The organism is Micromonospora purpureochromogenes (genome assembly GCF_900091515.1).
In the GTDB taxonomy this organism is placed as follows: domain Bacteria; phylum Actinomycetota; class Actinomycetes; order Mycobacteriales; family Micromonosporaceae; genus Micromonospora; species Micromonospora purpureochromogenes.
In genome coordinates, this window is sequence record NZ_LT607410.1 from 1,109,339 (window position 1) to 1,130,027 (window position 20,689).

At 73.9% G+C, this 20,689-nt stretch carries 17 protein-coding genes and 1 riboswitch; of the genes, 9 read left to right on the forward strand and 8 right to left on the reverse strand.

Going from position 1 to position 20,689, the window contains the following annotated elements; genetic code table 11:
- Window positions 1-10: 10 nt before the first annotated feature.
- The 6 genes from GA0074696_RS31335 to GA0074696_RS05190 are packed head-to-tail and all read right to left on the reverse strand — an operon-like array spanning window position 11 to window position 6,204.
- Window positions 11-523: a hypothetical protein gene (locus GA0074696_RS31335; RefSeq protein WP_088960031.1), complete on the reverse strand. Its 513-nt coding sequence runs from the start codon at window positions 521-523 to the stop codon at window positions 11-13.
- Window positions 524-567: 44 nt separating this feature from the next.
- Window positions 568-1,320: a GTP-binding protein gene (locus GA0074696_RS05170; protein ID WP_172894181.1), complete on the reverse strand. Its 753-nt coding sequence runs from the start codon at window positions 1,318-1,320 to the stop codon at window positions 568-570.
- Window positions 1,298-1,786 (reverse strand): DUF742 domain-containing protein, encoded by a 489-nt coding sequence (locus GA0074696_RS05175; protein ID WP_088960032.1) that lies wholly within the window; start codon window positions 1,784-1,786, stop codon window positions 1,298-1,300. Before GA0074696_RS05175 ends, GA0074696_RS05170 begins: the two co-directional genes overlap by 23 nt.
- Window positions 1,783-2,253 carry a roadblock/LC7 domain-containing protein gene (locus GA0074696_RS05180; RefSeq protein ID WP_088960033.1) on the reverse strand — a complete coding sequence of 157 codons (471 nt, stop codon included), beginning with the start codon at window positions 2,251-2,253 and terminating at the stop codon, window positions 1,783-1,785. The genes GA0074696_RS05175 and GA0074696_RS05180 overlap by 4 nt, the downstream gene beginning before the upstream one ends.
- Window positions 2,250-5,018, reverse strand: a complete 2,769-nt coding sequence (locus GA0074696_RS05185) for a sensor histidine kinase (RefSeq protein ID WP_088960034.1) — start codon at window positions 5,016-5,018, stop codon at window positions 2,250-2,252. Before GA0074696_RS05185 ends, GA0074696_RS05180 begins: the two co-directional genes overlap by 4 nt.
- Window positions 5,005-6,204: a hypothetical protein gene (locus GA0074696_RS05190; protein ID WP_088960035.1), complete on the reverse strand. Its 1,200-nt coding sequence runs from the start codon at window positions 6,202-6,204 to the stop codon at window positions 5,005-5,007. The genes GA0074696_RS05185 and GA0074696_RS05190 overlap by 14 nt, the downstream gene beginning before the upstream one ends.
- Before the next feature lie 379 nt (window positions 6,205-6,583).
- On the opposite strand from GA0074696_RS05190, the gene GA0074696_RS05195 reads away from it, so the two are divergent.
- The 3 genes from GA0074696_RS05195 (at window position 6,584) to GA0074696_RS05205 (ending at window position 10,922) form a co-directional block, all read left to right on the forward strand.
- On the forward strand, window positions 6,584-9,451 hold the full coding sequence (locus GA0074696_RS05195; RefSeq protein WP_088960036.1) for an alpha/beta fold hydrolase: 2,868 nt from the start codon (window positions 6,584-6,586) through the stop codon (window positions 9,449-9,451).
- A complete protein-coding gene (locus GA0074696_RS05200) occupies window positions 9,451-10,359 on the forward strand; it encodes an ABC transporter permease (protein WP_088960037.1) in 909 nt (302 codons plus the stop codon). The genes GA0074696_RS05195 and GA0074696_RS05200 overlap by 1 nt, the downstream gene beginning before the upstream one ends.
- Window positions 10,360-10,472: 113 nt before the next feature.
- The gene (locus GA0074696_RS05205) at window positions 10,473-10,922 is read left to right on the forward strand and encodes a DoxX family protein (RefSeq protein WP_088960038.1); all 450 of its coding nucleotides are present in this window, start codon (window positions 10,473-10,475) and stop codon (window positions 10,920-10,922) included.
- Between the two features lie 54 nt (window positions 10,923-10,976).
- On the opposite strand, the gene GA0074696_RS05210 is transcribed toward GA0074696_RS05205, so the two are convergent.
- The gene (locus GA0074696_RS05210) at window positions 10,977-11,678 is read right to left on the reverse strand and encodes a hypothetical protein (RefSeq protein WP_088960039.1); all 702 of its coding nucleotides are present in this window, start codon (window positions 11,676-11,678) and stop codon (window positions 10,977-10,979) included.
- 135 nt (window positions 11,679-11,813) lie between these two features.
- Window positions 11,814-11,946: riboswitch (SAM riboswitch) on the forward strand.
- 10 nt (window positions 11,947-11,956) lie between these two features.
- On the opposite strand from GA0074696_RS05210, the gene thrC reads away from it, so the two are divergent.
- The 3 genes from thrC to paaN all read left to right on the forward strand — a co-directional run bounded on the left by thrC (window position 11,957) and on the right by paaN (window position 16,392).
- On the forward strand, window positions 11,957-13,246 hold the full coding sequence (gene thrC / locus GA0074696_RS05215; protein WP_088960040.1) for a threonine synthase: 1,290 nt from the start codon (window positions 11,957-11,959) through the stop codon (window positions 13,244-13,246).
- 388 nt (window positions 13,247-13,634) lie between these two features.
- Window positions 13,635-14,651 carry a GNAT family N-acetyltransferase gene (locus GA0074696_RS05220; RefSeq protein WP_088960041.1) on the forward strand — a complete coding sequence of 339 codons (1,017 nt, stop codon included), beginning with the start codon at window positions 13,635-13,637 and terminating at the stop codon, window positions 14,649-14,651.
- 67 nt (window positions 14,652-14,718) lie between these two features.
- Window positions 14,719-16,392: a phenylacetic acid degradation protein PaaN gene (gene paaN, locus GA0074696_RS05225; protein WP_172894183.1), complete on the forward strand. Its 1,674-nt coding sequence runs from the start codon at window positions 14,719-14,721 to the stop codon at window positions 16,390-16,392.
- Between the two features lie 261 nt (window positions 16,393-16,653).
- On the opposite strand, the gene GA0074696_RS05230 is transcribed toward paaN, so the two are convergent.
- Window positions 16,654-17,184 (reverse strand): GNAT family N-acetyltransferase, encoded by a 531-nt coding sequence (locus GA0074696_RS05230; RefSeq protein WP_088960043.1) that lies wholly within the window; start codon window positions 17,182-17,184, stop codon window positions 16,654-16,656.
- 220 nt (window positions 17,185-17,404) lie between these two features.
- Here GA0074696_RS05230 and GA0074696_RS05235 point away from each other — a divergent pair, with 220 nt between their 5' ends.
- The 3 genes from GA0074696_RS05235 to groL all read left to right on the forward strand — a co-directional run bounded on the left by GA0074696_RS05235 (window position 17,405) and on the right by groL (window position 20,653).
- Window positions 17,405-17,608 (forward strand): cold-shock protein, encoded by a 204-nt coding sequence (locus GA0074696_RS05235; RefSeq protein ID WP_088960044.1) that lies wholly within the window; start codon window positions 17,405-17,407, stop codon window positions 17,606-17,608.
- Window positions 17,609-17,711: 103 nt separating this feature from the next.
- Window positions 17,712-18,755 carry a hypothetical protein gene (locus GA0074696_RS05240; protein ID WP_088960045.1) on the forward strand — a complete coding sequence of 348 codons (1,044 nt, stop codon included), beginning with the start codon at window positions 17,712-17,714 and terminating at the stop codon, window positions 18,753-18,755.
- 275 nt (window positions 18,756-19,030) lie between these two features.
- Window positions 19,031-20,653: a chaperonin GroEL gene (gene groL / locus GA0074696_RS05245; RefSeq protein ID WP_088960046.1), complete on the forward strand. Its 1,623-nt coding sequence runs from the start codon at window positions 19,031-19,033 to the stop codon at window positions 20,651-20,653.
- Window positions 20,654-20,689: the final 36 nt, after the last annotated feature.

The window sequence follows — 20,689 nt, forward strand, 5'->3', positions numbered from 1 at the left end:
GCCGTCAGGGTCACCGGTCGCCGGCGAGCAGCGACGGGTCCCGGCGGATCATCTCGGCCAGCCGGGCCGCCGGGTCGGCGCCGGTCCCGTCCCGGCCCGCCGACCACACCGGCCCGGCGTTGACCGGCCTCGGCCAGGGCGGCGGGGGCGTGGTGGTGTCCTCCGCGCCGACCGTCACCGCCGTGTCCGCCCAGTCGACCCGCCGCGGGTACGTCCGGCCCTCGTGCTCCACCCGCACGACCACCGACAACCCGGGGTGCTCGGCCACCACCCGGCGGACCGCCTCGGCGACCTCCTCCACCGGGTCGCGCCCGTCAACGGCCGACCGTCCCACCCCGGTCCGCGCCGCCTCCGACCGGCCGGCCCCGTCCCACCCCGGGCCGTCCGACCGCCCGGGGTGGCCGGTCGCCTCGAAGGCGACGGTCGACGCCCCGGCCTCCTCGCCCGACTCGCCCGCCCGGCGCCGCAGCGCCTCCTCCCGGCGGGCCATCCGGGCCAGTGTCTCGTCCAGACCACCTCTCATCACGTCCCCCTCCTCCTGATGAACGGGTCGTACCGGCGAACGGTTCACGTCCCCCTCTCCCGGGTGGCCCGGTCCAGCGCGCGGTCCAGGACGACCAGCAGCGCGTCCCGCACCGAGAGTCGGTCCCGGGCGTCGAACCGCACCAGCGGTACGTGGTCGCCGATCGCCAGCGCCCACCGGATCGCCTCCAGGTCGTGCGCCAGCCGTCCGTGGAAGGCGTTCACCCCGACGACGAACGGCAGTCCGGCCCGCTCGAAGAAGTCGACGGCCGGGTAGCAGTCGTCCAGCCGGGCGCTGTCCACCACCACCAGCGCGCCGAGCGCGCCCCGGGCCAGGTCCTCCCACATGAACCCGAACCGGGCCTGCCCGGGCGTGCCGAACAGGTAGAGCTTGAGGCTGCGGTCGATGGTGACGCAGCCGAAGTCCATCGCCACCGTGGTGGTGGTCTTCGCGCTCAGTACGCCCGGATCGTCCACGCCGATGCCCGCGCTGGTCATCAACGCCTCGGTGGTCAGCGGGGCGATCTCGGAGATGGCGCCGACCGTGGTGGTCTTGCCGACGCCGAAGCCCCCGGCGATCAGGATCTTCACCGGGATCGGCGGCCGGCCACCCGGCCCGGTCCGGGCGGCCGCGCCCGCGGCGGCCGGCGGCCGGTACGGCGGCGGCGGGACCACGGGCGGCACGGGCGGTACGGCCTGCCAACCGCCCACCGGGCTGCTGTAGCGGGCGGAGGCGCTGTTCGAGGAGACCCCGCCCAGCGGGGCGACCGGCCATTCAGGAGATCGCACGAAGTCCATCAATCACTCGCAGGATGATGTCGGGGTCGAGGGCGTCGTCGACGTCCCCGACGTGCACGTCGAGGTGGCCGGCGGCCCGCAGGTCGCCGACCAGGACGCGGGCCACGCCGAAGTGCATCCGCATCCGGGCGGAGATCTCGGCGACCGAGATCGGTTCACCGCACAGCGCGATGATCGCCTGCAACTCCGGGGCGAGCCGGGCCGCCGGGGTGGCCGTCCACGGGCCGCCGCCCGGTCGCGCGGTCACCTGGGTCTCCAGCCCGATCGCCGGGTCGGTGCCGGCGACCCGCCCGGCGGTGAGCACGAACGGGCGCGGGCCGGCCGGTTGCTCGGCCTCCGGATCGGGCCCGGGCGCCGGCCTCGTCGCCGGTACGCCCCCGCCGGTCGGTGCCGGCGTCCGCAGGTAGGGACGGATCCGGACCGTCGGGTCCGGTTCCGGTTCCTCGCCGGCGGCCTGCCGGGTCATTGCTGAACGGCGTTCTTCAGCTCGGCGATGAGTGTCGGGCTGAGGGCGCCGCCGGCCCGCCCGGCGAAGAGGGTCATCTCGTAGGCCACGGTGCCCAGGTTGGCCGACCGGTCGGCGACGACACCGAGCACCGAGCCGCTGCTGATCGCGCTGATCAGCAGGTAGCCGTCGGCCATGTCCACGATCACCCGGTTCAGGCCGCCGAGGGCGTACCAACTGGCCGCGCCGCCGGCCAGGCTCGTCATGCCGGAGACGACGGCGGCGAGCCGCTCGGCGTTGGACCGGTCCTTGATGGCCGACATGGCCATCAGCAGCCCGTCCGAGGACACGGCGATCGCCTCCAGGACCCCGGCAGTGCTCGACGTGAACGAGTCCAGCAGCCAGTTGAAGGTGCGCGCCTCCGGGCTGAGGTCGGACCCGGCGTGGGTCGGGTGGTCGACGTTGTCGTGCAGGAAGGGGCTGGTCACCGTGATGATTCCTCTTCGTCGTGGCGGTGGTCGGTGTTGACTACACGCAGAGCACGGGCGACGCCCGCCTCGAACTCAGTGATCAGCTCCCGGACCTCGGTGGGGTCCTGCGGCGGCCGGCTCACCGGGGCCTGCTGCGCCGGGGTGACCGCCAGGTTGGCCCCGGGCACCCGTCGGCTCAGCCGTGGCCGGTCCGGGGTGGCGCCGAGGTCGGCCCAGCCGGGCTGCTCGGCCCGGCGTACCCCGGACTGGAACTGCTCGACCAGCGCCCGGGCGGCGTCCGGGTCCGCGCCGGTGGCGTTCACCGGGCCGATCGCCGGCTCGGCCGGTGGCAGGGTCGCCCCCGGCACCCGCTGCCGGATCGTCGGCGGTTCGGCCCCGCCGGTCGGTGGCCAGGCCGGCGGGCCGGCCGGCGCGAAGAGCGACGGCGCGGGCGCCGCCGGGGCGGGCGGCGCCTCCGCCCACGGTGGGTCGGCCGGCGGCGCGAAGAGCGACGGCGCGAGCGACATCTCCACCGACTGCGGCGCGGGGGCCGGCGGCCGACCGGCGACCGGCACGTCCGCACCGGTCGGCGCGAGCTGCCCGGCGACCTCGTCGGGCCGGCGCCGCCGCGGCAGCCCGCCGGGGGTGGTCGGAAACTCCGCGGCGTCCGCGTCGGGCTGCCGGATCTCCAGGAACGCCGTGCCCCCGGTCGGTGCCACCCCGGTGCCGAACGCGTCCCAGGATCCGCCGGCCGCCATCGTGCGGGTGGCCCGGCTCAACAGCGCGGAATCGAAGCTGGCGGCCGGGCTGTCGGCCGGCGTCGCGGTGAGCGCGCGGCCGGACCAGGCGGGGTCGATCGCGAGGGCCGGCGACCGCCGGTCCCGGGTCGGTACGGTGGCCCGCGCCACGGTCGCGCCGGCCGGGTCGGCCCGCCGCACCACCAGCAACGGGTGCGGCACGTCCAGCCGGGCGGTGACCCCGCCTCCGGCGGTCGGGGCGAGGCGCACCGTCCAGCCGTGCCGGCGGGCCAGCCGGCCCACCACGAAGAGGCCGAGCACCTCGGTGGGGGCCAGGTCCAGCCGCTCCCGGCGGGTGAGCCGGGCGTTCTCCTCGGCCAGCCGGTCCTCGGTCATGCCGATGCCCCGGTCCACCACGCAGATCCGGGCGCCGATCTCGGTCAGCTCGCCGGAGACCACCACCCGGGTGTGCGGCGGGGAGAAGACGGCGGCGTTCTCCATCAGCTCGGCCAGCGCCAGCACCAGGTCGCCGGCGATGGCGGGCGCGGCGGAGACCTCGGCCGGCACCCGCACGTCGACCCGGGTGTAGTCCTCGATCTCGCCCAGCGCCAGCCGCACCACGTCGGCCAGCGGCACCGGGGCGACGTGCCCGTCGCTGCCGGTCGCGCCGGAGAGCACCACCAGGCTGCCCGCGTTGCGGCGCAGCCGGCTGGAGATGTGGTCCAGCCGGTACAGGTGCTCCAGCCGGCCCGGGTCGGTCTCCTGCCGCTCCAGCCGGTCGATCAGCGCGATCTGCCGGCCGACCAGGTTCTGGGTACGCCGTCCGACGTGGCCGAACATCTGCGCCACGTTGCGCCGGCCGGCCACCTGGCGCTCGACCAGCCGGGCGGCGGTGCTCTGCACCCGCTCGAAGGCGCGGGCCAGGTCGCCGATCTCGTCCCGGGCCCGGACGTCGACCGGGTCGAGGCGTACCGGGGGGCCGATGTCGGACTCGTCGTCGGCGACCCGCACCAGCTCGGCCTCGGCGACCCGGGCCACCCGGTCGGCGGAGCGGGTGAGTCGGGTCAGCGGCCGGGCGACCGTACGGGCCACCGCGACGCTGAGCAGCACCACGGTCAGCAGGACCAGGCCGGCCGCCCCGGCCACCAGCCAGGCCGTGGTGAGTGCCAAGCGCTTGTCGGCGGTGGTCTGGGCGATGACGTCGGCGGCGACCTTCTTCTCCACGAACTGGCCGAGGGTGATCATCGAGCGGACCGACGGGAAGAGGGCGTCGAGCGGGACGTCCCGGATCGCCGCGATCGGGTCCTGGACGCTGTCGACGAGGAAGGTCGGGCTGGTCCGGGCGGCGACCGCCGCGTCGTCCAGCAGCGCGAGCTTGTACTGCTCCGGGGTGGTCAGGCTGCGGAACCGCGAGTTGTCCACCTGGAGCGCGGCCATGCAGGCGATGTAGGAGGCGGACACCCGCGGGTTGCTGGTCGCCTTGACCAGCACGATCAGGGTGGCGCAGGCGCCCAGCCCCTCGTCGGCCCGCAGCAGCGCGTCCAGCGCCAGCACCTGCCGGCCGGCGGGGTTGGTGGTGTCCACCTTCGACGGCAGCTTCAACGAATCGATCAGGGCCATGTCGATCGGCCCGTACGCCTCCATGACCTGGGTCGGGGTGGCGGCGCGGGCGAGTACCAGGGTGCGCAGCTCGGCGAGTTTGTGCACCCCGTCCAGGGCGGCGGTGGTCTCGGCGGAGAGCCGGCCGGCGTACTCGGCGCGCAGGTCGGCGACCCGGTCGTCCACCGTGGTTGCCTTCTGGATCAGCTCGCTGCGCTGCACCCGGCCGAGCAGCAGCCCCACCGACATGACGCGCTCCTGCTGGAGGTCCTGGACCAGGCTGCCGATCCGGCTGGCGAGTCGTACGGTGTCGGCGGTCTCGCCGGCCCGCTGGGCGGCGGCGACCCGGTCGAGCACCACCGGTACGGCGAGCCCGACCGTGCTGAGCAGCGGGATGAAGACCAGCAGGGCGAGCTTTCCCCGGATCCGGAGCCTACCGAGCAGCATCGAAGGGCCCCCAGCGTTCGGATCCGCCGTCGCGGCCCGAGGCGGCCGGCTGGAGCAGTCGGTGGTCCTCCGGGCGGATGCCCCGCTCCGCCGCCGGCGCCCAGCGCTGCGGCTCGGGCACCGTGCCGGTGTCGCCGTCGCCCGCGCGCCGGGCCTCGGCGGCGTGCCGCCGCGCCCGCCGGTACGCGGCGATCAGCACGCCGGTGAGGAGCAGCACGAGCAGCACCGCCGTGGCGGCGGCCCCGGCGGCCAGCCGGCGGTCCCGGTCGTACGAGTCGATCCGCTCCTTCAGCAGCGTGTCGAGCTGGTCGAGGATGACCGGCTGGAGCTGCCGGGCGGCGGACTGCGCGTTGAGCCGGGCGGCGGCGACCTGGCCGGGGTCGGCGAGCCCGGTCGTCGACCCGGCGCTCGGCCCGGAGAAGGCGGCGAGCGCCTCGACGGCACGCTGGTAGGTGTCCAGCGGGGTGAGCACGTTGGAGCCGAGGTCGGTGCTCTCCGAGCTGTCCACCGCCTCGCGCAGGTCGGCGACCAGGTCGGTGGCGGAGGCGAGCGCGCGGACCCGCAGCTCGGCGAGTTCGCCCTGGGTGCGGACGCGTTCGGCGGCCGGCCGGCCGGCGCCGAGCCCGCTCAGGTCGGCCAGCTGGCCGGCGGCGACCATCGCGGTCGGCAGGTCCAGGCCGATGCTGTCCTGGAGGAAGAAGGAGTCCTGCCGGGGGTCGCGGACCAGACCGGAGCTCTCCCGCACCTTGCGGTGCAGGGCCAGCAGCAGGTCGGTGACCTCCCCGTACGCGACGAAGGTGGCCTCCGGGTCGGTGAGCGGCCGCTCCGGCAGCGCCTCCAGCTTGGCGCGCAGGCCGGCCCACCGCTCGTGGCTGCGCAGCTCGTCGCCGATGCGCACGTCGACCCGGGCGGCGTCCTGGACGGCCCGGTCCAGCGCGTCGCGGGCGGCGGGACGGCCGGCCACCGCGGCGGACTGGGCGTCCACCAGCGCCTCGGTCACCGGGCCGAGCGCGCGCAGGTACTCGACGCCGAGTCGTTCCCGGACCGCCAGGTCCCGGTCGTCGCCGGTGAGCCGGTGGTGCTGCGCGAAGAGGAAGGCCACCGGCGCCAGCATCGCCACGACGAGCAGCAGCGGCAGCATGCGGCCGGAGGGCCGTCGACGGACCCGCTGCGCGGGGACGGTCATGGGTCTGTCTCCTCCGGCGACGGCGGGGGATCTCCTCCGGGTGTCGGGGGTCGCCGATGGAGTCCCGTACACCGGACCGGAAAACTAACCGACCCGGCCCTGCCTCATGCCGTGGTTGTTCAGTCATTTTTGCGTCACTACGAGCGATGTCACATGCCGTTCACCGATCGCCACGGAACGTGCCGTCGGGGAAGGCGTCATGGTCTGATCCGCGTCGATTTCGGACCGAAGATCGGAATTCACGTGATCCGAAGTCGTCCCGCCGGTAATGGGCTGGACGGCGCGCGGTTGATCGGTCCCGCTCGCCGATCGGACGAACCGGACGGACGTACGGAGGATCCCAGCCAATGCTCAGGAACCGGGCCGTACCGTGAGCCACATGAGATCACCGCTGTCGGCCGCGCGGCTGCGCCGCGTCCTGGCCAGCCGTCGCCGGGTCGCGGTCGCGTCGGTGGTCGTCGTGCTGCTGGCCGCCGCCGCCGGCTGGGCGGCCCGACCGGACCGGCCCGGCTTCCGCACCGAGTCCGCCCTGGTCACCGTCCGATCCGGACCGGCCGGCGACCAGCCGGTCGAGCTGGACACCACGCTCTGGCTGCCCGACGACGCCTCGGCCGACCGCAGGGTGCCGGCGGTGCTGCTGGCGCACGGCTTCGGCGGTACGAAGGACTCGGTCCGGTCCGACGCGGAGGACCTGGTCACCCGCGGCTACGCCGTGCTGACCTGGACCGCGCGTGGCTTCGGCCGCAGCGGCGGCGAGATCCACCTGGACCACCCCGACTACGAGATCCGGGACGCCCAGCGGCTGCTGGACCGGCTCGCGGAGCGACCGGAGATCCGCACCGACGCCGCCGGCGACCCCCGGGTGGGCGTGGTCGGCGGCTCGTACGGCGGTGGCCTGGCCCTGCTGCTGGCCGCCCAGGACCAGCGGGTCGACGCAATCGTCCCGATGATCACCTGGAACGATCTCTCCCGGGCCTTCCTCCCGGAGAGCACCGGCCGGGCGGCGACCGACGGCGTGTTCAAGAAGGGCTGGGCCGGGATCTTCTTCGGCGGCGGCGGCAACGCGGGCTCCGGGCCGGCCGGGCTCTCCGGCACCTCGGCCGCCCAGCCGGAGGGCGCTCCCGCCTCCGCCGGACCGGCCAGCCCGGCGCCGGGCGCGGGACCGGGCACCGGCCCAAGGTCCGGCCCCGCACCGGCCGCCGACCCGTCCTGCGGCCGGTTCACCGCCGACGTCTGCGCCGCGTACCTGCGGATCGCCACCGCCGGGCGGGCCGACCAGGCGGCGGTGGAGCTGCTGCGCCGCTCCTCCCCGGCCGGCGTCCTCGACCGGATCAAGGCGCCGACCCTGCTGGTGCAGGGCGAGGCGGACACCCTCTTCCCGCTGACGGAGGCGGACGCCAACGCGCGCGGCATCGCCGCCGCCGGCACCCCGGTGCGGGTGGCCTGGTTCACCGGCGGCCACGACGGCGGAACCGGGCCGACCAGCGACTCCGACCGGGTGAAGTTCCTGACCGCGCAGTGGCTCGACCACTACGTCAAGGGCGCGGGGGCGGCTCCCGGCGACGGCTTCACCTTCTCCCGGATCGCCGGCTTCGACGCCCTCGACCGCGGGCTGGTGGCCACCGGCTACCGCACCGCCGACTACCCGGGCGTGGCCGGGGACGCCCGGCGCGAGATCGCCGTCACCGGCCCGGCCCAGCCCATCGCCAACCCGCCGAACGGCAACCCGGCGGCGATCTCCTCGGTGCCCTTCGCCGGCGCGCTCGGCTCGTTGCTCGGCGGGGTGGCCGGCGACGTCCCCGGCCAGCACGCCCGGTTCGAATCGGCCCCGCTGGCCGACGCGGTGGACGTCGCCGGGTCACCCACCTTCGCGCTCCGGGCGGCCTCGCCGACCGGGGAGGCGGTGCTCTTCGTCAAGCTCTACGACGTCGACCCGAACGGCGCCGCGACGCTCCCCGACGGACTGGTCGCCCCGGTGCGGCTGACCGGCCTGCCGAAGAGCCTCGACGGCGCGCGGCCGGTCACCGTCACGCTGCCGGCGATCGTCCGCCGGATCGAGGCCGGGCACCGGCTGCGGGTCGTGGTCGCCACCTCCGACCAGGCGTACACCACGCCCGCCGAGCCGACCGTCTACACGGTGGCGGCGGGCGACGCCCCGGTCAGCCTGCCGACGGTCGACGCCGAGCCGATCCCCACCACCGCCACCGTCTGGCGCTGGGTGCTGGTCGGGCTGCTCGCCGCCATCGCGGTCGGGCTCGCCGTGGTCGTCGCCGTCGCCCGCCGCCGGCACCGCCGCCAGGACAGCTCGGTCCACCCGGAGTACGCGGGCGTCCCGCTCGCCGTCCGCCAGCTCCGCAAGGAGTACGCCGACGGCTTCGTCGCGGTGTCCAACGTGGACTTCGAGGTGCACCCCGGCCAGGTGGTCGGCCTGCTCGGGCCGAACGGCGCCGGCAAGACCACCACCCTGCGGGTGCTGATGGGGCTGACCCAACCCACCGCCGGGGAGATCTACGTCTTCGGGCACCGGCTGGTGCCGGGCTCGCCGGTGCTGTCCCGGATCGGCGCGCTGGTCGAGGGGCCCGGCTTCCTGCCGCACCTGTCCGGCCTGGAGAACCTGAAGGCGTACTGGCGGGCCACCGGGCGGCCGGCTGCCGACGCGCACTTCGAGGAGGCGCTGGAGATCGCCGGGCTGGGCGACTCGGTGCACCGGCGGATCAGGAACTACAGCCACGGCATGAAGCAGCGGCTGGCCATCGCGCAGGCCATGCTCGGCCTGCCGGAGCTGCTGGTGCTGGACGAGCCGACCGACGGGCTCGACCCGCCGCAGATCGCCGAGATGCGCCGGGTGCTGCAGCGGTACGCCACCGACGGCCGGGCGGTGCTGGTCTCCAGCCACCTGCTCGCCGAGGTGGAGCAGACCTGCACCCACGCGGTGGTGGTCAACAAGGGCCGGATCGTCGCCTCCGGGCCGGTCGAGGAGATCGTCGGCGATTCGCCGAGCGTGCTCTTCGACGTGACCGACCCGGCCGCCGCGCGGGTCGTGCTGGACCGCCTGGCGGGGGTCCGGGTGCTGCCCGACGGTGACGGCGGCCTGGTGGTCGACACCAACGGCACCGCGCGCAGCGAGGTGGTGGCGGAGCTGGTCCGGGCCGGGATCGGGGTGGACCGGGTGGTGCCGCGGCGCCGCCTGGAGGACGCGTTCCTCGCCCTGGTGGGCGAGAACTCTCGGGGAAGCGGGGACCGGTGATGGCGGGCTCATCCATCGACACGGCGGGTCCGGCCGAGGCCGGCCGGGTCGGCCCGGGCGGGGCGGCCGCCGGCTACCGACCGTCGGCGACCCTGCCGTTCGCGGCCGAGTTCCGCCGGCAGGCGTCGCGGCGGCGTACCCAGCTCGCGCTGGGGTTCATGGTGCTGCTGCCGCTGATCATCCTGATCGCCTTCCAGTTCGACTCCGGCGGCGACGACGACAACGGGCGCAACGAGTTCGGCAGCCTGGTCGACCTGGCCACCTCGGGCGGGCTCAACTTCACCCTCTTCTCGATCTTCGTCTCGGCGTCGTTCCTGCTGGTCGTGGTGGTGGCCCTGTTCTGCGGGGACACCGTGGCCAGCGAGGCGAGCTGGGGCAGCCTGCGCTACCTGCTGGCGGTGCCGGTGCCCCGGTCCCGGCTGCTCGCGGTGAAGCTGCTGGTCGCGCTCGCGTACTCGGCGCTGGCCCTGCTGCTGCTGGCCGGCACCGCGCTGCTCGCCGGCACCCTGCGGTACGGCTGGGAGCCGCTGCGCAGCCAGGTCGCCGCGGAACTGGCGCCGACCGACGGGCTGCTGCGGCTGCTGGCGGTGCTCGGCTACCTGGCGGTCGTCCTGCTGGTGGTGGCCGGGTTGGCCTTCCTGCTGTCGGTGACCACGGACGCCGCACTCGGTGCGGTCGGCGGTGCGGTGCTGCTCTGGATCCTCTCCAGCATCCTGGACCAGATCACCGCCCTCGGCGGGCTGCGCGATTTCCTGCCGACGCACTACAGCACCGCCTGGCTCGGCCTGCTCTCCACCCCGGTGCAGACCGACGACGTGGTGCGGGGCGCGATCTCGGCGGTGAGCTACGCGACGCTCTTCTGGGGGCTGGCCTTCTGGCGGTTCACCCGAAAGGATGTCACAAGCTGACGACCTGAGCGTTAACTCCCACGGACGACCCGTTCGTTAACAGAAAGTTCATAAGGTCCGATATTTCCTGGCTGATTCTGGGTGCACCGTTCCACTCACCCGGAGGTAGCGAGATGAATCTCGACCGGCTCAACGGACCCGCCCTGTCCCTCTTCCGTATGGTCATCGGCCTGCTCTTCCTCTGCCACGGCCTGTCCTCGCTCTTCGGCGTGCTCGGTGGCGCCCGCGGCACAGGCGAGTCGCTGCCCGTGGGGCAGTGGCCGGGTTGGTGGGCGGCGCTGATCCAGGCGGTCTGCGGCGCGCTGGTGCTGGTCGGGCTCGTCACCCGGCCCGCCGCGCTGCTCGCCTCCGGCTCGATGGCGTACGCCTATTTCACCGTGCATCAGCCCGACGGGCTGTTGCCGATACACAACGGCGGCGAGCTCGCCGCCCTGTTCTGCTGGGCGTTCGCCCTGGTGGTCGTGCTCGGGCCGGGCAGCTGGGCGCTCGACAGGCTGATCGGTCGACGCCGCGCCGGCGTGGCCACCCCGGCTGCGGCGGGCCGCAACTCGGTACCCGCCTGACCCGCCGGCCGCCCGCCGCCGGAGCCGTTCCGCGCGGCTCCGGCGGCGCTGCGATCAGGGCGTGTACGGCGCGTCGGTGTGGCCCACCTCGGCCAGCGTCGTGCCCGAGAGCTGGTACGTCGACGTGCGCCTGATGTCCAGCTCGGCCATGCTCCTGCCGTCGCTGCGGGTCAGCCAGACGACCCTGGCCTGCTGCCCGGCCACCTGCACCGACAGGACCGGGGTGCGGTCGCCGAGATCGGCCAGCGCCCGGAAGGCCGGCTTCCCGCCGCTGTTGCGCCAGACGAGCACGGTGAAGAAGGTGCCGCTGCCCCCGCCGTTCAGCGCGACCACGCCGACCGCATCGGCCGCCCCGTCCCCGTCGAGGTCGCCGATCCCGCACGGCTTCTGCAACAGCACGGTCGCGCCGTCCTCGCCGGACCACCGGCCCTCGGTCAGCGGCAGGTAGTCCGGGTAGCCGTTGTAGGGCACCTTGGCGCTGCCGACGTGCGCACCGGCGAGCTGCTTGCAGGTCAGCGCGGGGGCGGCGGGCGGCTTCGGCTCCGCCGTCAGGGTCTGCGCCGGAGCGGGCGCGGCCGGCGCCGCCGTGGTCGGCGTGGCGCTGGGGGCGATGGCGGCCGGAGCCGCGGCGGTGGACGCGTCCGCCGACGGGGTGACGGTGGTGGACGCGGTGTCGGTCGTCCCGGTGTCACCTCCGCACGCGGTGAGCAGGCAGACCAGCGTGACGGCCGGGAAGCTCGGCAGGGTCCGGCGCATGGGCGGAGGGTTCCTCTCTCGACGGGATCGCCCGCACCGTACTGACCCCCCGCCACCCACGGCCTCAGCTCACACCGTGGGAACCCGGGTCGGCTTCGGGGAGGGGAGCTCCTAGACTCGGTGGCACAACTGCATACCTCATCCAGAGGGGCTGAGGGATACGGCCCGACGACGCCCCGGCAACCACCCGCACGCTCGATGACGAGCGGACGCGGGCAGGTGCCAATTCCGTCCTCGCCGCAGGGTGCGATGCGGGGAAAGATGAGAGGACTCTCGACATGACGTCGACGCTTCCCGCCGCCCCCGGCATCGACACCACCGCCAGCCCGGCCCGCGCCCTGGTCTGCCGCGCCTGTTCCGCGCGCTACCCGCTCGCCGCCCAGCACGCCTGCTACGAGTGTTTCGGGCCGCTGGAGGTGGACTACGACACCGCCGCCCTGGCCGCCGTCACCCGGGAACGGATCGAGGCCGGGCCGCAGAACATCTGGCGGTACGCCGCCCTGCTCCCCGCCGGCCAGGACCCGGCCACCCGGGTCACGCTCGACCCGGGGCTGACCCCGCTGGTCGCCGCCCCGCACCTGGCCGCCGAGCTGGGCATCACCGCGCCGCTCTGGGTCAAGGACGACAGCGCCAACCCGACCCACTCGTTCAAGGACCGGGTGGTCTCGGTGGCGCTCACCGCCGCCAAGGCGCTCGGCTTCACCCGGTTCGCCTGCGCCTCCACCGGCAACCTGGCCAACTCGGTGGCCGCCCACGCGGCCCGGGCCGGGGTGCCCTCGGTGGTCTTCATCCCCGGTGACCTGGAGCAGGGCAAGGTGATCACCACCGCCGTCTACGGCGGCGAGCTGGTCGCCATCGACGGGTCGTACGACGACGTGAACCGGCTCTGCGGCGAGCTGGTGGAGACCGACGAGTTCGAGGACACCGCGTTCGTCAACGTCAACGTCCGCCCGTACTACGCGGAGGGCTCGAAGACCCTCGGCTACGAGGTGGCCGAGCAGCTCGGCTGGCGGATCCCGGCCCAGGTGGTCATCCCGATGGCCAGCGGCGAGCTGCTCACCAAGATTGACAAGGCGTTCTCCGAGCTGGTCGAGATCGGTCTGGTCGAGGCGCCGGCCGGTGGCTGGAAGGTCTTCGGCGCCCAGTCCGCCGGCTGCAACCCGATCGCGGTCGCGCTGCACGCCGACAGCGACACGATCGTCCCGGTCAAGCCGACCGGCATCGCCAAGTCGCTCAACATCGGCGACCCGGCCGCCGGCCTCTACGCCCTGGAGGCGGTGCGCCGCACCGGCGGCTGGATGGAGTACGCGGACGACGAGGAGATCCGGGCCGGCATCCGGCTGCTCGCCCGGACCACCGGGGTGTTCGCCGAGACGGCCGGCGGGGTGACCGTGGCGGTGCTGCGCAAGCTGGTCGAGTCCGGCCGGCTCGACCCGACCGCCGAGACCGTCGTCTTCAACACCGGCGAGGGCCTGAAGACCATCGACGCGGTCGCCGGCCAGGTCGGTCCGACCCACCGGATCAAGCCCTCGCTGCGCGCCGCCCGCGACGCCGGCCTCCTCGCCTGAGCCCGCTTGATCGACCGCCGTCTGCGGCGGGTCGCGCCCTCCGCCGCCGGGACACCGCGAGCCGCCGCAAACGGGGCACCGGCGTAGCCGGAGCGGGGCGGGGGTCGGCCGGGCGGGGGATGCGCGGATCGCCCGGACGGGGGATCGGGCCGATCCGCCGGGTAACTGGCTTTTCGCTGTGAGTGTGGAAAACCCGCCGACAAGGACTTGACGACAGGAACCGGACGGCGCAAGATGCTCCGTGCGGGAGGGCGATCCGCCGGAGACTTTGAGTTCTTACGACCCAACGCCGGAGGCGTTGTGTGGACGTCCCTCCCGACCAACGTTCGAACGGGCCAGCGAGAAAATCGCTGGCCCGTTCGCTTTGCGGTGCCGCAGGCTCACCGGCATGGGCACCTCCATCACGGCGCTGGAGCCGGGCGACCAGACCGTTGTCGACGCGGCGTACCGGATCGGGGCAGTCACCGAGGCGGACGCGCCGGACCTACCGCCGTACTGCCGGCGGCGCTTCGAGGCGCTGGTCCGGCACCCGATGCCGGGCCTCGTCGTGCACTGGGCGCTGGCCCGGCTCGACGGGGTGCCGGCCGGCTGGCTCCGCCTCGAGCTGCCGCAACTGGACAACACCGACAACGCCGCCGCCGAGCTGGTGGTGCATCCGGCGTACCGGCGGCGGGGCATCGGCCGGGCCCTGCACGAGCACGGGGTGCGGCTGCTGCGCGACGCGGGGCGCAAGCGGGTGGTGGGGGAGGTCGCCTCGGCCCTGCCCGGCGGCCCGGCGCGCGACCCCGCCGGAGCGGCCTTCGCCGCCGCGGTCGGCGCCTGCCCCGCGCTGGCGGCGGTACGCCGCCGGCTGGACACCACCGCGCTCGACCGGGCCGCGCTGGACACCCTGCTGGCCGGCGCCCGGAGCGCGGCCACCGGTTACCGCACGGTCCGCTGGCAGCAGGCCACCCCGGAGGAGTACGTCGACGACGTCGCCTACCTGGAGGGCCGGCTGATGACCGACGCGCCCCTGGGCGACCTGGAGTGGGAGCAGGAGCGGGTCGACGCGGACCGGATCCGGGGCACCGAGCGGGCGCTCGACCTCCGGGGCAGCCGCCGCTACCACGTTGCGGCGGTCGACGAGGGCTCGGGCCGGTTGGTCGCCTGGAGCATGCTCAGCCTCGGCGCCAGCGCGGACTGGCACGCGTGGCAGCAGATCACCATCGTCGACCCGGCGCACCGCGGTCACCGGCTCGGCCTGCTCACCAAGATCGAGAACCTGGGGCACGTCCTGGCGTACGAGCCGGCGCTGCGCGCGATCGACACCTTCAACGCGGCGGAGAACGGGCACATGATCCGGATCAACGAGCAGCTCGGCTTCCAACCCGTCGACGCCTCGACGGAGTGGCAGCTGGCGCTCTGACGGGTGACGATCCCACTTGTGACACTGCTCTACTGATCTGGGACCGACCTGTTGCATGATGGCGGGCATGACGGAGACCCCGCACCCCCTGTACGACAGGCACGCCGACACCCTGAACCGTGCGCTGACCGCCATCACGGAGCGGGGATACTGGTCCGCCTATCCCGAGTCACCGAGCCCTCGGGTGTACGGCGAGACCGCCGCCGCCGACGGTAAGGCCGCCTTCGAGGCGTACCTGAACGGCGACTTCCCCCTCGACCAGCCCGGCTCGGGCGACCGGGTCGCCACCGAGACCAGCCCCTTCGGGCTGGAGCTGAACGTGCGCTACCCGCACGCCGGCGCCGACGAGCTGGTCGCCGCCGCCTCGGCCGCCCTGCCGGCCTGGCGTGACGCCGGACCGCAGACCCGGGTGGGCGTCTGCCTGGAGATCCTCGACCGGCTGCACAAGCACATCTTCGAGCTCGCCAACGCGGTGCAGTTCACCAGCGGCCAGGCGTTCGTGATGGCCTTCCAGGCCGGCGGCGCGCACGCGCTGGACCGCGCGCTGGAGGCGCTCGCCTACGCGTACGCCGAGATGACCCGGCACCCGCGGACGGCCGGCTGGGAGAAGGCGGCCGGCAAGGGCGACCCGATGCGGATGACCAAGACGTTCCACGTGGTGCCCCGGGGCGTGGCGCTGGTGGTCGGCTGCAACACCTTCCCCACCTGGAACTCATACCCGGGGCTCTTCGCCTCGCTGGTCACCGGCAACCCGGTGGTCGTCAAGCCGCACCCGCGCGCGGTGCTGCCGCTGGCCATCACGGTCCGGTACGCCCGCGAGGTGCTGGCCGAGGCCGGCTTCGACCCCAACCTGGTGCTGCTCGCCCCCGAGGGGCCGGGCGAGAAGCTCGCCTCCACCCTGGCGCTGCACCCCGCCGTGAAGATCGTCGACTTCACCGGCTCCACCGAGTACGGCGACTGGCTGGAGGCGAACGCCCGGCAGGCGGCCGTCTACACCGAGAAGGCCGGCCTGAACACGGTGGTGGTCGACTCCACCGACGACTTCGCCGGGATGTGCCGCAACCTCGGCTTCACGCTGACCCTGTACAGCGGCCAGATGTGCACCACCTCGCAGAACTTCCTCATCCCGGCCGGTGGCATCGAGACCGACCAGGGGCACAAGAGCTTCGACGAGGTGGCCGCCGGCATCGCCGGCGCGGTCGGCAAGCTCACCGCCGACCCGGCGCGTGGGGTCGAGCTGACCGGCGCCATCGTCAACGACGGGGTGCTGGAGCGGCTCGACGAGGTGACCAAGGTCGGCGAGCCGGTGCTGGAGTCGCGGACCGTCGAGCACCCGGCGCTGCCCGGCGCGGTGGTGCGGACGCCGGCCATCGTCAAGCTGGCCGCCGACGACACCGCGACCTACGGCCGCGAGTGGTTCGGGCCGATCTCCTTCGTCATCGCCACCGACTCCACCGCGCACAGCCTGGAGATCATGCGCGCGACGGTGGGGGAGAAGGGCGCGCTGACCGCCGCCGTCTACTCCAAAGACGAGGCCGTGCTCGACGCGGCCGAGGCCGCCGCGGTCGACGTCGGCGTGCACCTGTCCTGCAACCTGACCGGCGGGGTCTTCGTGAACCAGTCGGCCGCGTTCTCGGACTTCCACGGCAGCGGCGCCAACCCGGCCGCGAACGCGGCGCTGACCGACGGGGCGTACGTGGCGAACCGGTTCCGGATCGTGCAGAGCCGGCGGCACGTCTAGGTATTCGCCTTTGGTCCAGGTCGGGGTTTCCGGGGGAGCCCGCCCGCTCCAGGCGGTCAGGCTTGATCCTTCCGCGGGCGGGCTCCCCCGGAAACCCGTGCGGGGTGCGCTGGTGGCGTCGCTGCCGGGACCGGGGGGGTGGCTCATCGGGGTGCCGCCGTGCGTCGTGTCCCCTGTTCCTGGGGCGGGCGGGGCGGGCGCTGCCTCCAGCGGGGTGTGGCTCGTCGGGGTGCTGCCCTGCCGGATGTCCCCAGTTGAGGGTCAGGCGGGGCGGCGCATCTGGAGTTCGCGCAGGGCGGGGACGGTGGGGTGCGGCACGCGCACGCCGGTGTCGGTGAAGTCCAGCCGCTGGTAGGCGCGGTAGGCGCGGTCGTTGCCGACGACCACCTCCAGCAGCAGTTCCGGGCGGCCGGCCGCGCGGGACCAGGCGGCCACCCCGTCGATCAGGTCGGCGAGCAGGCCGCTGCCCCGCCAGGTGGGGGTGACGTAGACGGCGTAGACGACGGTCAGGCCCGGCTCCTCGGGGGAGGCGATGCCGCCGGCGTGGCCGACCAGCCGGCCACCGGGGTCGGCGACGAACTGCGCGGTGTGGTCGCCCCGGGAGACGGCCGCGATCCGGGCGGCGTAGTCGGCGTGCGGGCGGGCGGCGGCCTGGGCGACGGTCTCCAGGAACGCCAACGGCGCGTCCGCGAGCATCTCCAGCCGTAGCGCCCGCATCCGGGCGGCGTCCTCGGGGCGTACCCGGCGGACCGCGGCTCTCCGGGCTTCCGGCCGGGCCGGGACAGGTGTCATGTCCGCATGCATACCGCAGCGACCATCGCCAATGGACGGGCGGTCGGCGGAGCACCGGAATATGCCCGATTTGTGGTCGTGCGCCACCGTCACGCCTCGTGTAGCGTGCGATTTCGGTCACCGATTCAGCGGCCCTCACCGATCGCCGGAGCGGTGGTCCTCCGGTGCCGGCCCGCCGGCCCCGGGTCGTGGAACGCCGCGCAGAGTGAGGAAGTGCACCGTGGCACAGGGCACCGTGAAGTGGTTCAACGCCGAGAAGGGCTACGGCTTCATCGCCGTCGACGGCGGCCAGGACGTCTTCGTCCACTTCTCCGCCATCGAGATGGACGGCTACAAGGCGCTGGACGACGGGCAGCGGGTGGAGTTCGATATCGCCCAGGGCCAGAAGGGCCCGCAGGCCGAGCGGGTGCGCGTCATCGCCTGAGTCGCGTCCGGTCCCGCTCGTCGGCCGGTCCCCACCGGGGCAGCGGCGCGGGCGGGCACCAGGGAAGATCGTGGGCCGATCCAGCCGTCGCTGAGGAGCGCTCATGTCCGACCAGTCCCCGTCGGGTCCGCCCGAGCCCGATCCCGTGGACCGGCCCGCGCCGGGCGGCCCGGTCGGGCCCGCCGGCCCGTACCAGGGCTGGGTCTTCCCGCCCACCGGCGGCTACCCGCCCGGCGCCGACCCGTACCCCGGCTACCCGCCCGGCTACCCGCCGTACGCCGGCCACCTGCCGTACGGCTGGCCGGCCGCCGGCGGCTGGGATCCGGCCGACCCGTTGGTGAACCCGCCGCAGGCGGGCATCGACGGCTGGTTCAGCCGGTGCGCCGGCGCGCTGCGTCGTGGCTGGCGGACGCTGCTGCCGATCATGCTGCTCACCCAGGCGCTTCCCGCCGCGGTGGTCTCGATCATCTCCCTCGGGCTGGAGCCGTCCTCGCAGCTGCCGGCCGACGGCTCGCTGTCCCCGGGCTACCTGGGTGACTTCCTCACCTTCGGCGGCGCGACGATGGTCGCCGCCCTGCTGCTCTACCTGCTGCAGAGCGTGGGCTGGGCGGCCGGCACCTGGGTGGTCACCCGGCAGGCGGCCGGCGAGCCGGTCGACCTCGGCGGCGCGCTGCGCTACGGCGTGCGCCGGGCACCCGGGCTGTACGGCTGGACCCTGCTGACCGGGCTGCTCGCCGCGGTCGGCTTCTGCTTCTGCGTGATACCCGGCGTCTACCTCGCGTTCGCGCTCGCCCTGGCCGGCCCGGTCTACCTCTTCGAGCGGCAGAACCCGATCGGGCGTTCCTTCCACCTCTTCCGCAGCCGGCTCGGCATGGTGCCGGCCCGGGTCGCGCTGGTGGCGGCGGCGGTCGTCGCCGGGACCGTGGTCGGCGCGGTGCTGGAGGCCGTCGGCACCGCGCCACTGGGCACCGACCCGTTCGCCGCGCCGGGCACCGCGGTGGGCGCCGTCGTGGTGGTCGCGGTGACCGCTGCGCTGGTCGTCCCGGTCTACCTGGTCCAGCTGGTCGGGCTGATCGTGACGTACGCGGAGCAGCGGGCCCACGAGGGGCCGGTGAACGCCGCGCGACTGGCGGCGGAACTCGGCTGACCGGCCCGAGTCTGCTTGCACTCGGCAGGGGAGAGTGCTAAACAAGTCATTGGCACTCGCATACGCTGAGTGCCAATGGTCGGGGCGGTGGGGCCACGGTCGCACCGGCGTTCGAGACGCCGGTGGGGCACATGGCCGGTCGTCGCGGGCTATCCGGCCCGGCCGAAGGACGTCGTCGTCGCCAGGTGGCGACGTCCCAAGGTGCGTACACCAGGCGGCCCATCCGGGGCACAAACACTCGGGTGGCCCGTGAGTGTCCAGGAGGACAACGCCGTATGGCCAAGATGATCGCGTTCGACGAAGAGGCGCGCCGCGGCCTCGAGCGGGGCATGAACCAGCTCGCCGACGCCGTGAAGGTGACGCTCGGCCCCAAGGGCCGCAACGTCGTGCTCGAGAAGAAGTGGGGTGCCCCCACCATCACCAACGATGGTGTGAGCATCGCCAAGGAGATCGAGCTCGAGGACCCCTACGAGAAGATCGGCGCCGAGCTGGTCAAGGAGGTCGCCAAGAAGACCGACGACGTCGCCGGTGACGGCACGACGACGGCGACCGTCCTGGCCCAGGCCCTGGTCCGCGAGGGCCTGCGCAACGTGGCCGCCGGCGCCAACCCGATCGCCCTGAAGCGGGGCATCGAGGCCGCCGTGGCCAGCGTCTCGGAGGAGCTGCTCAAGCTCGCCAAGGACGTCGAGACCAAGGAGCAGATCGCCTCCACCGCCTCCATCTCCGCCGGTGACAACACCGTCGGCGAGATCATCGCCGAGGCGATGGACAAGGTCGGCAAGGAAGGCGTCATCACCGTCGAGGAGAGCAACACCTTCGGCCTGGAGCTCGAGCTCACCGAGGGCATGCGCTTCGACAAGGGCTACATCTCCGCGTACTTCATGACCGACCCGGAGCGTATGGAGGCCGTCTTCGACGAGCCGTACCTCCTGATCGTCAACAGCAAGATCTCGTCGGTGAAGGACCTGCTCCCGATCCTGGAGAAGGTCATGCAGGGCGGCAAGCCGCTGCTGATCATCGCCGAGGACATCGAGGGCGAGGCCCTGGCGACCCTGGTCGTCAACAAGGTCCGGGGCACCTTCAAGTCGGTCGCCGTCAAGGCGCCCGGCTTCGGTGACCGCCGCAAGGCCATGCTGGCCGACATCGCCATCCTCACCGGTGGCCAGGTCATCAGCGAGGAGGTCGGCCTCAAGCTGGACGCCGTCGGCGTCGACATGCTGGGCCGCGCCCGCAAGGTCGTGGTGACCAAGGACGAGACCACCATCGTCGACGGTGCCGGCGACGCCGAGCAGATCCAGGGCCGGGTCAACCAGATCCGGGCCGAGATCGACCGGAGCGACTCCGACTACGACCGGGAGAAGCTGCAGGAGCGCCTGGCCAAGCTGGCCGGCGGTGTTGCGGTGATCAAGGTCGGCGCGGCCACCGAGGTCGAGCTCAAGGAGCGCAAGCACCGCATCGAGGACGCCGTCCGCAACGCGAAGGCCGCCGTCGAGGAGGGCATCGTCCCGGGTGGTGGCGTCGCGCTGGTGCAGGCCGGCAAGAGCGCCTTCGACAAGCTGGACCTGACCGGCGACGAGGCGACCGGCGCGCAGATCGTCAAGATCGCGCTGGACGCCCCGCTGCGGCAGATCGCCGTCAACGCCGGTCTCGAGGGTGGCGTGGTCGTCGAGCACGTCCGCAACCTCGAGCCGGGCCACGGCCTCAACGCCGCCAACGGCGAGTACGTCGATCTGCTGGCCGCGGGCATCATCGACCCGGCCAAGGTGACCCGCTCGGCGCTGCAGAACGCCGCGTCGATCGCGGCGCTCTTCCTCACCACCGAGGCCGTCGTGGCGGACAAGCCGGAGAAGACCCCGGCCGCCCCGGCTGGTCCGGGTGGCGGGGACATGGACTTCTGAGTCCAGCTCCACCAACGCCGAAAGGGGCGGGCCGCG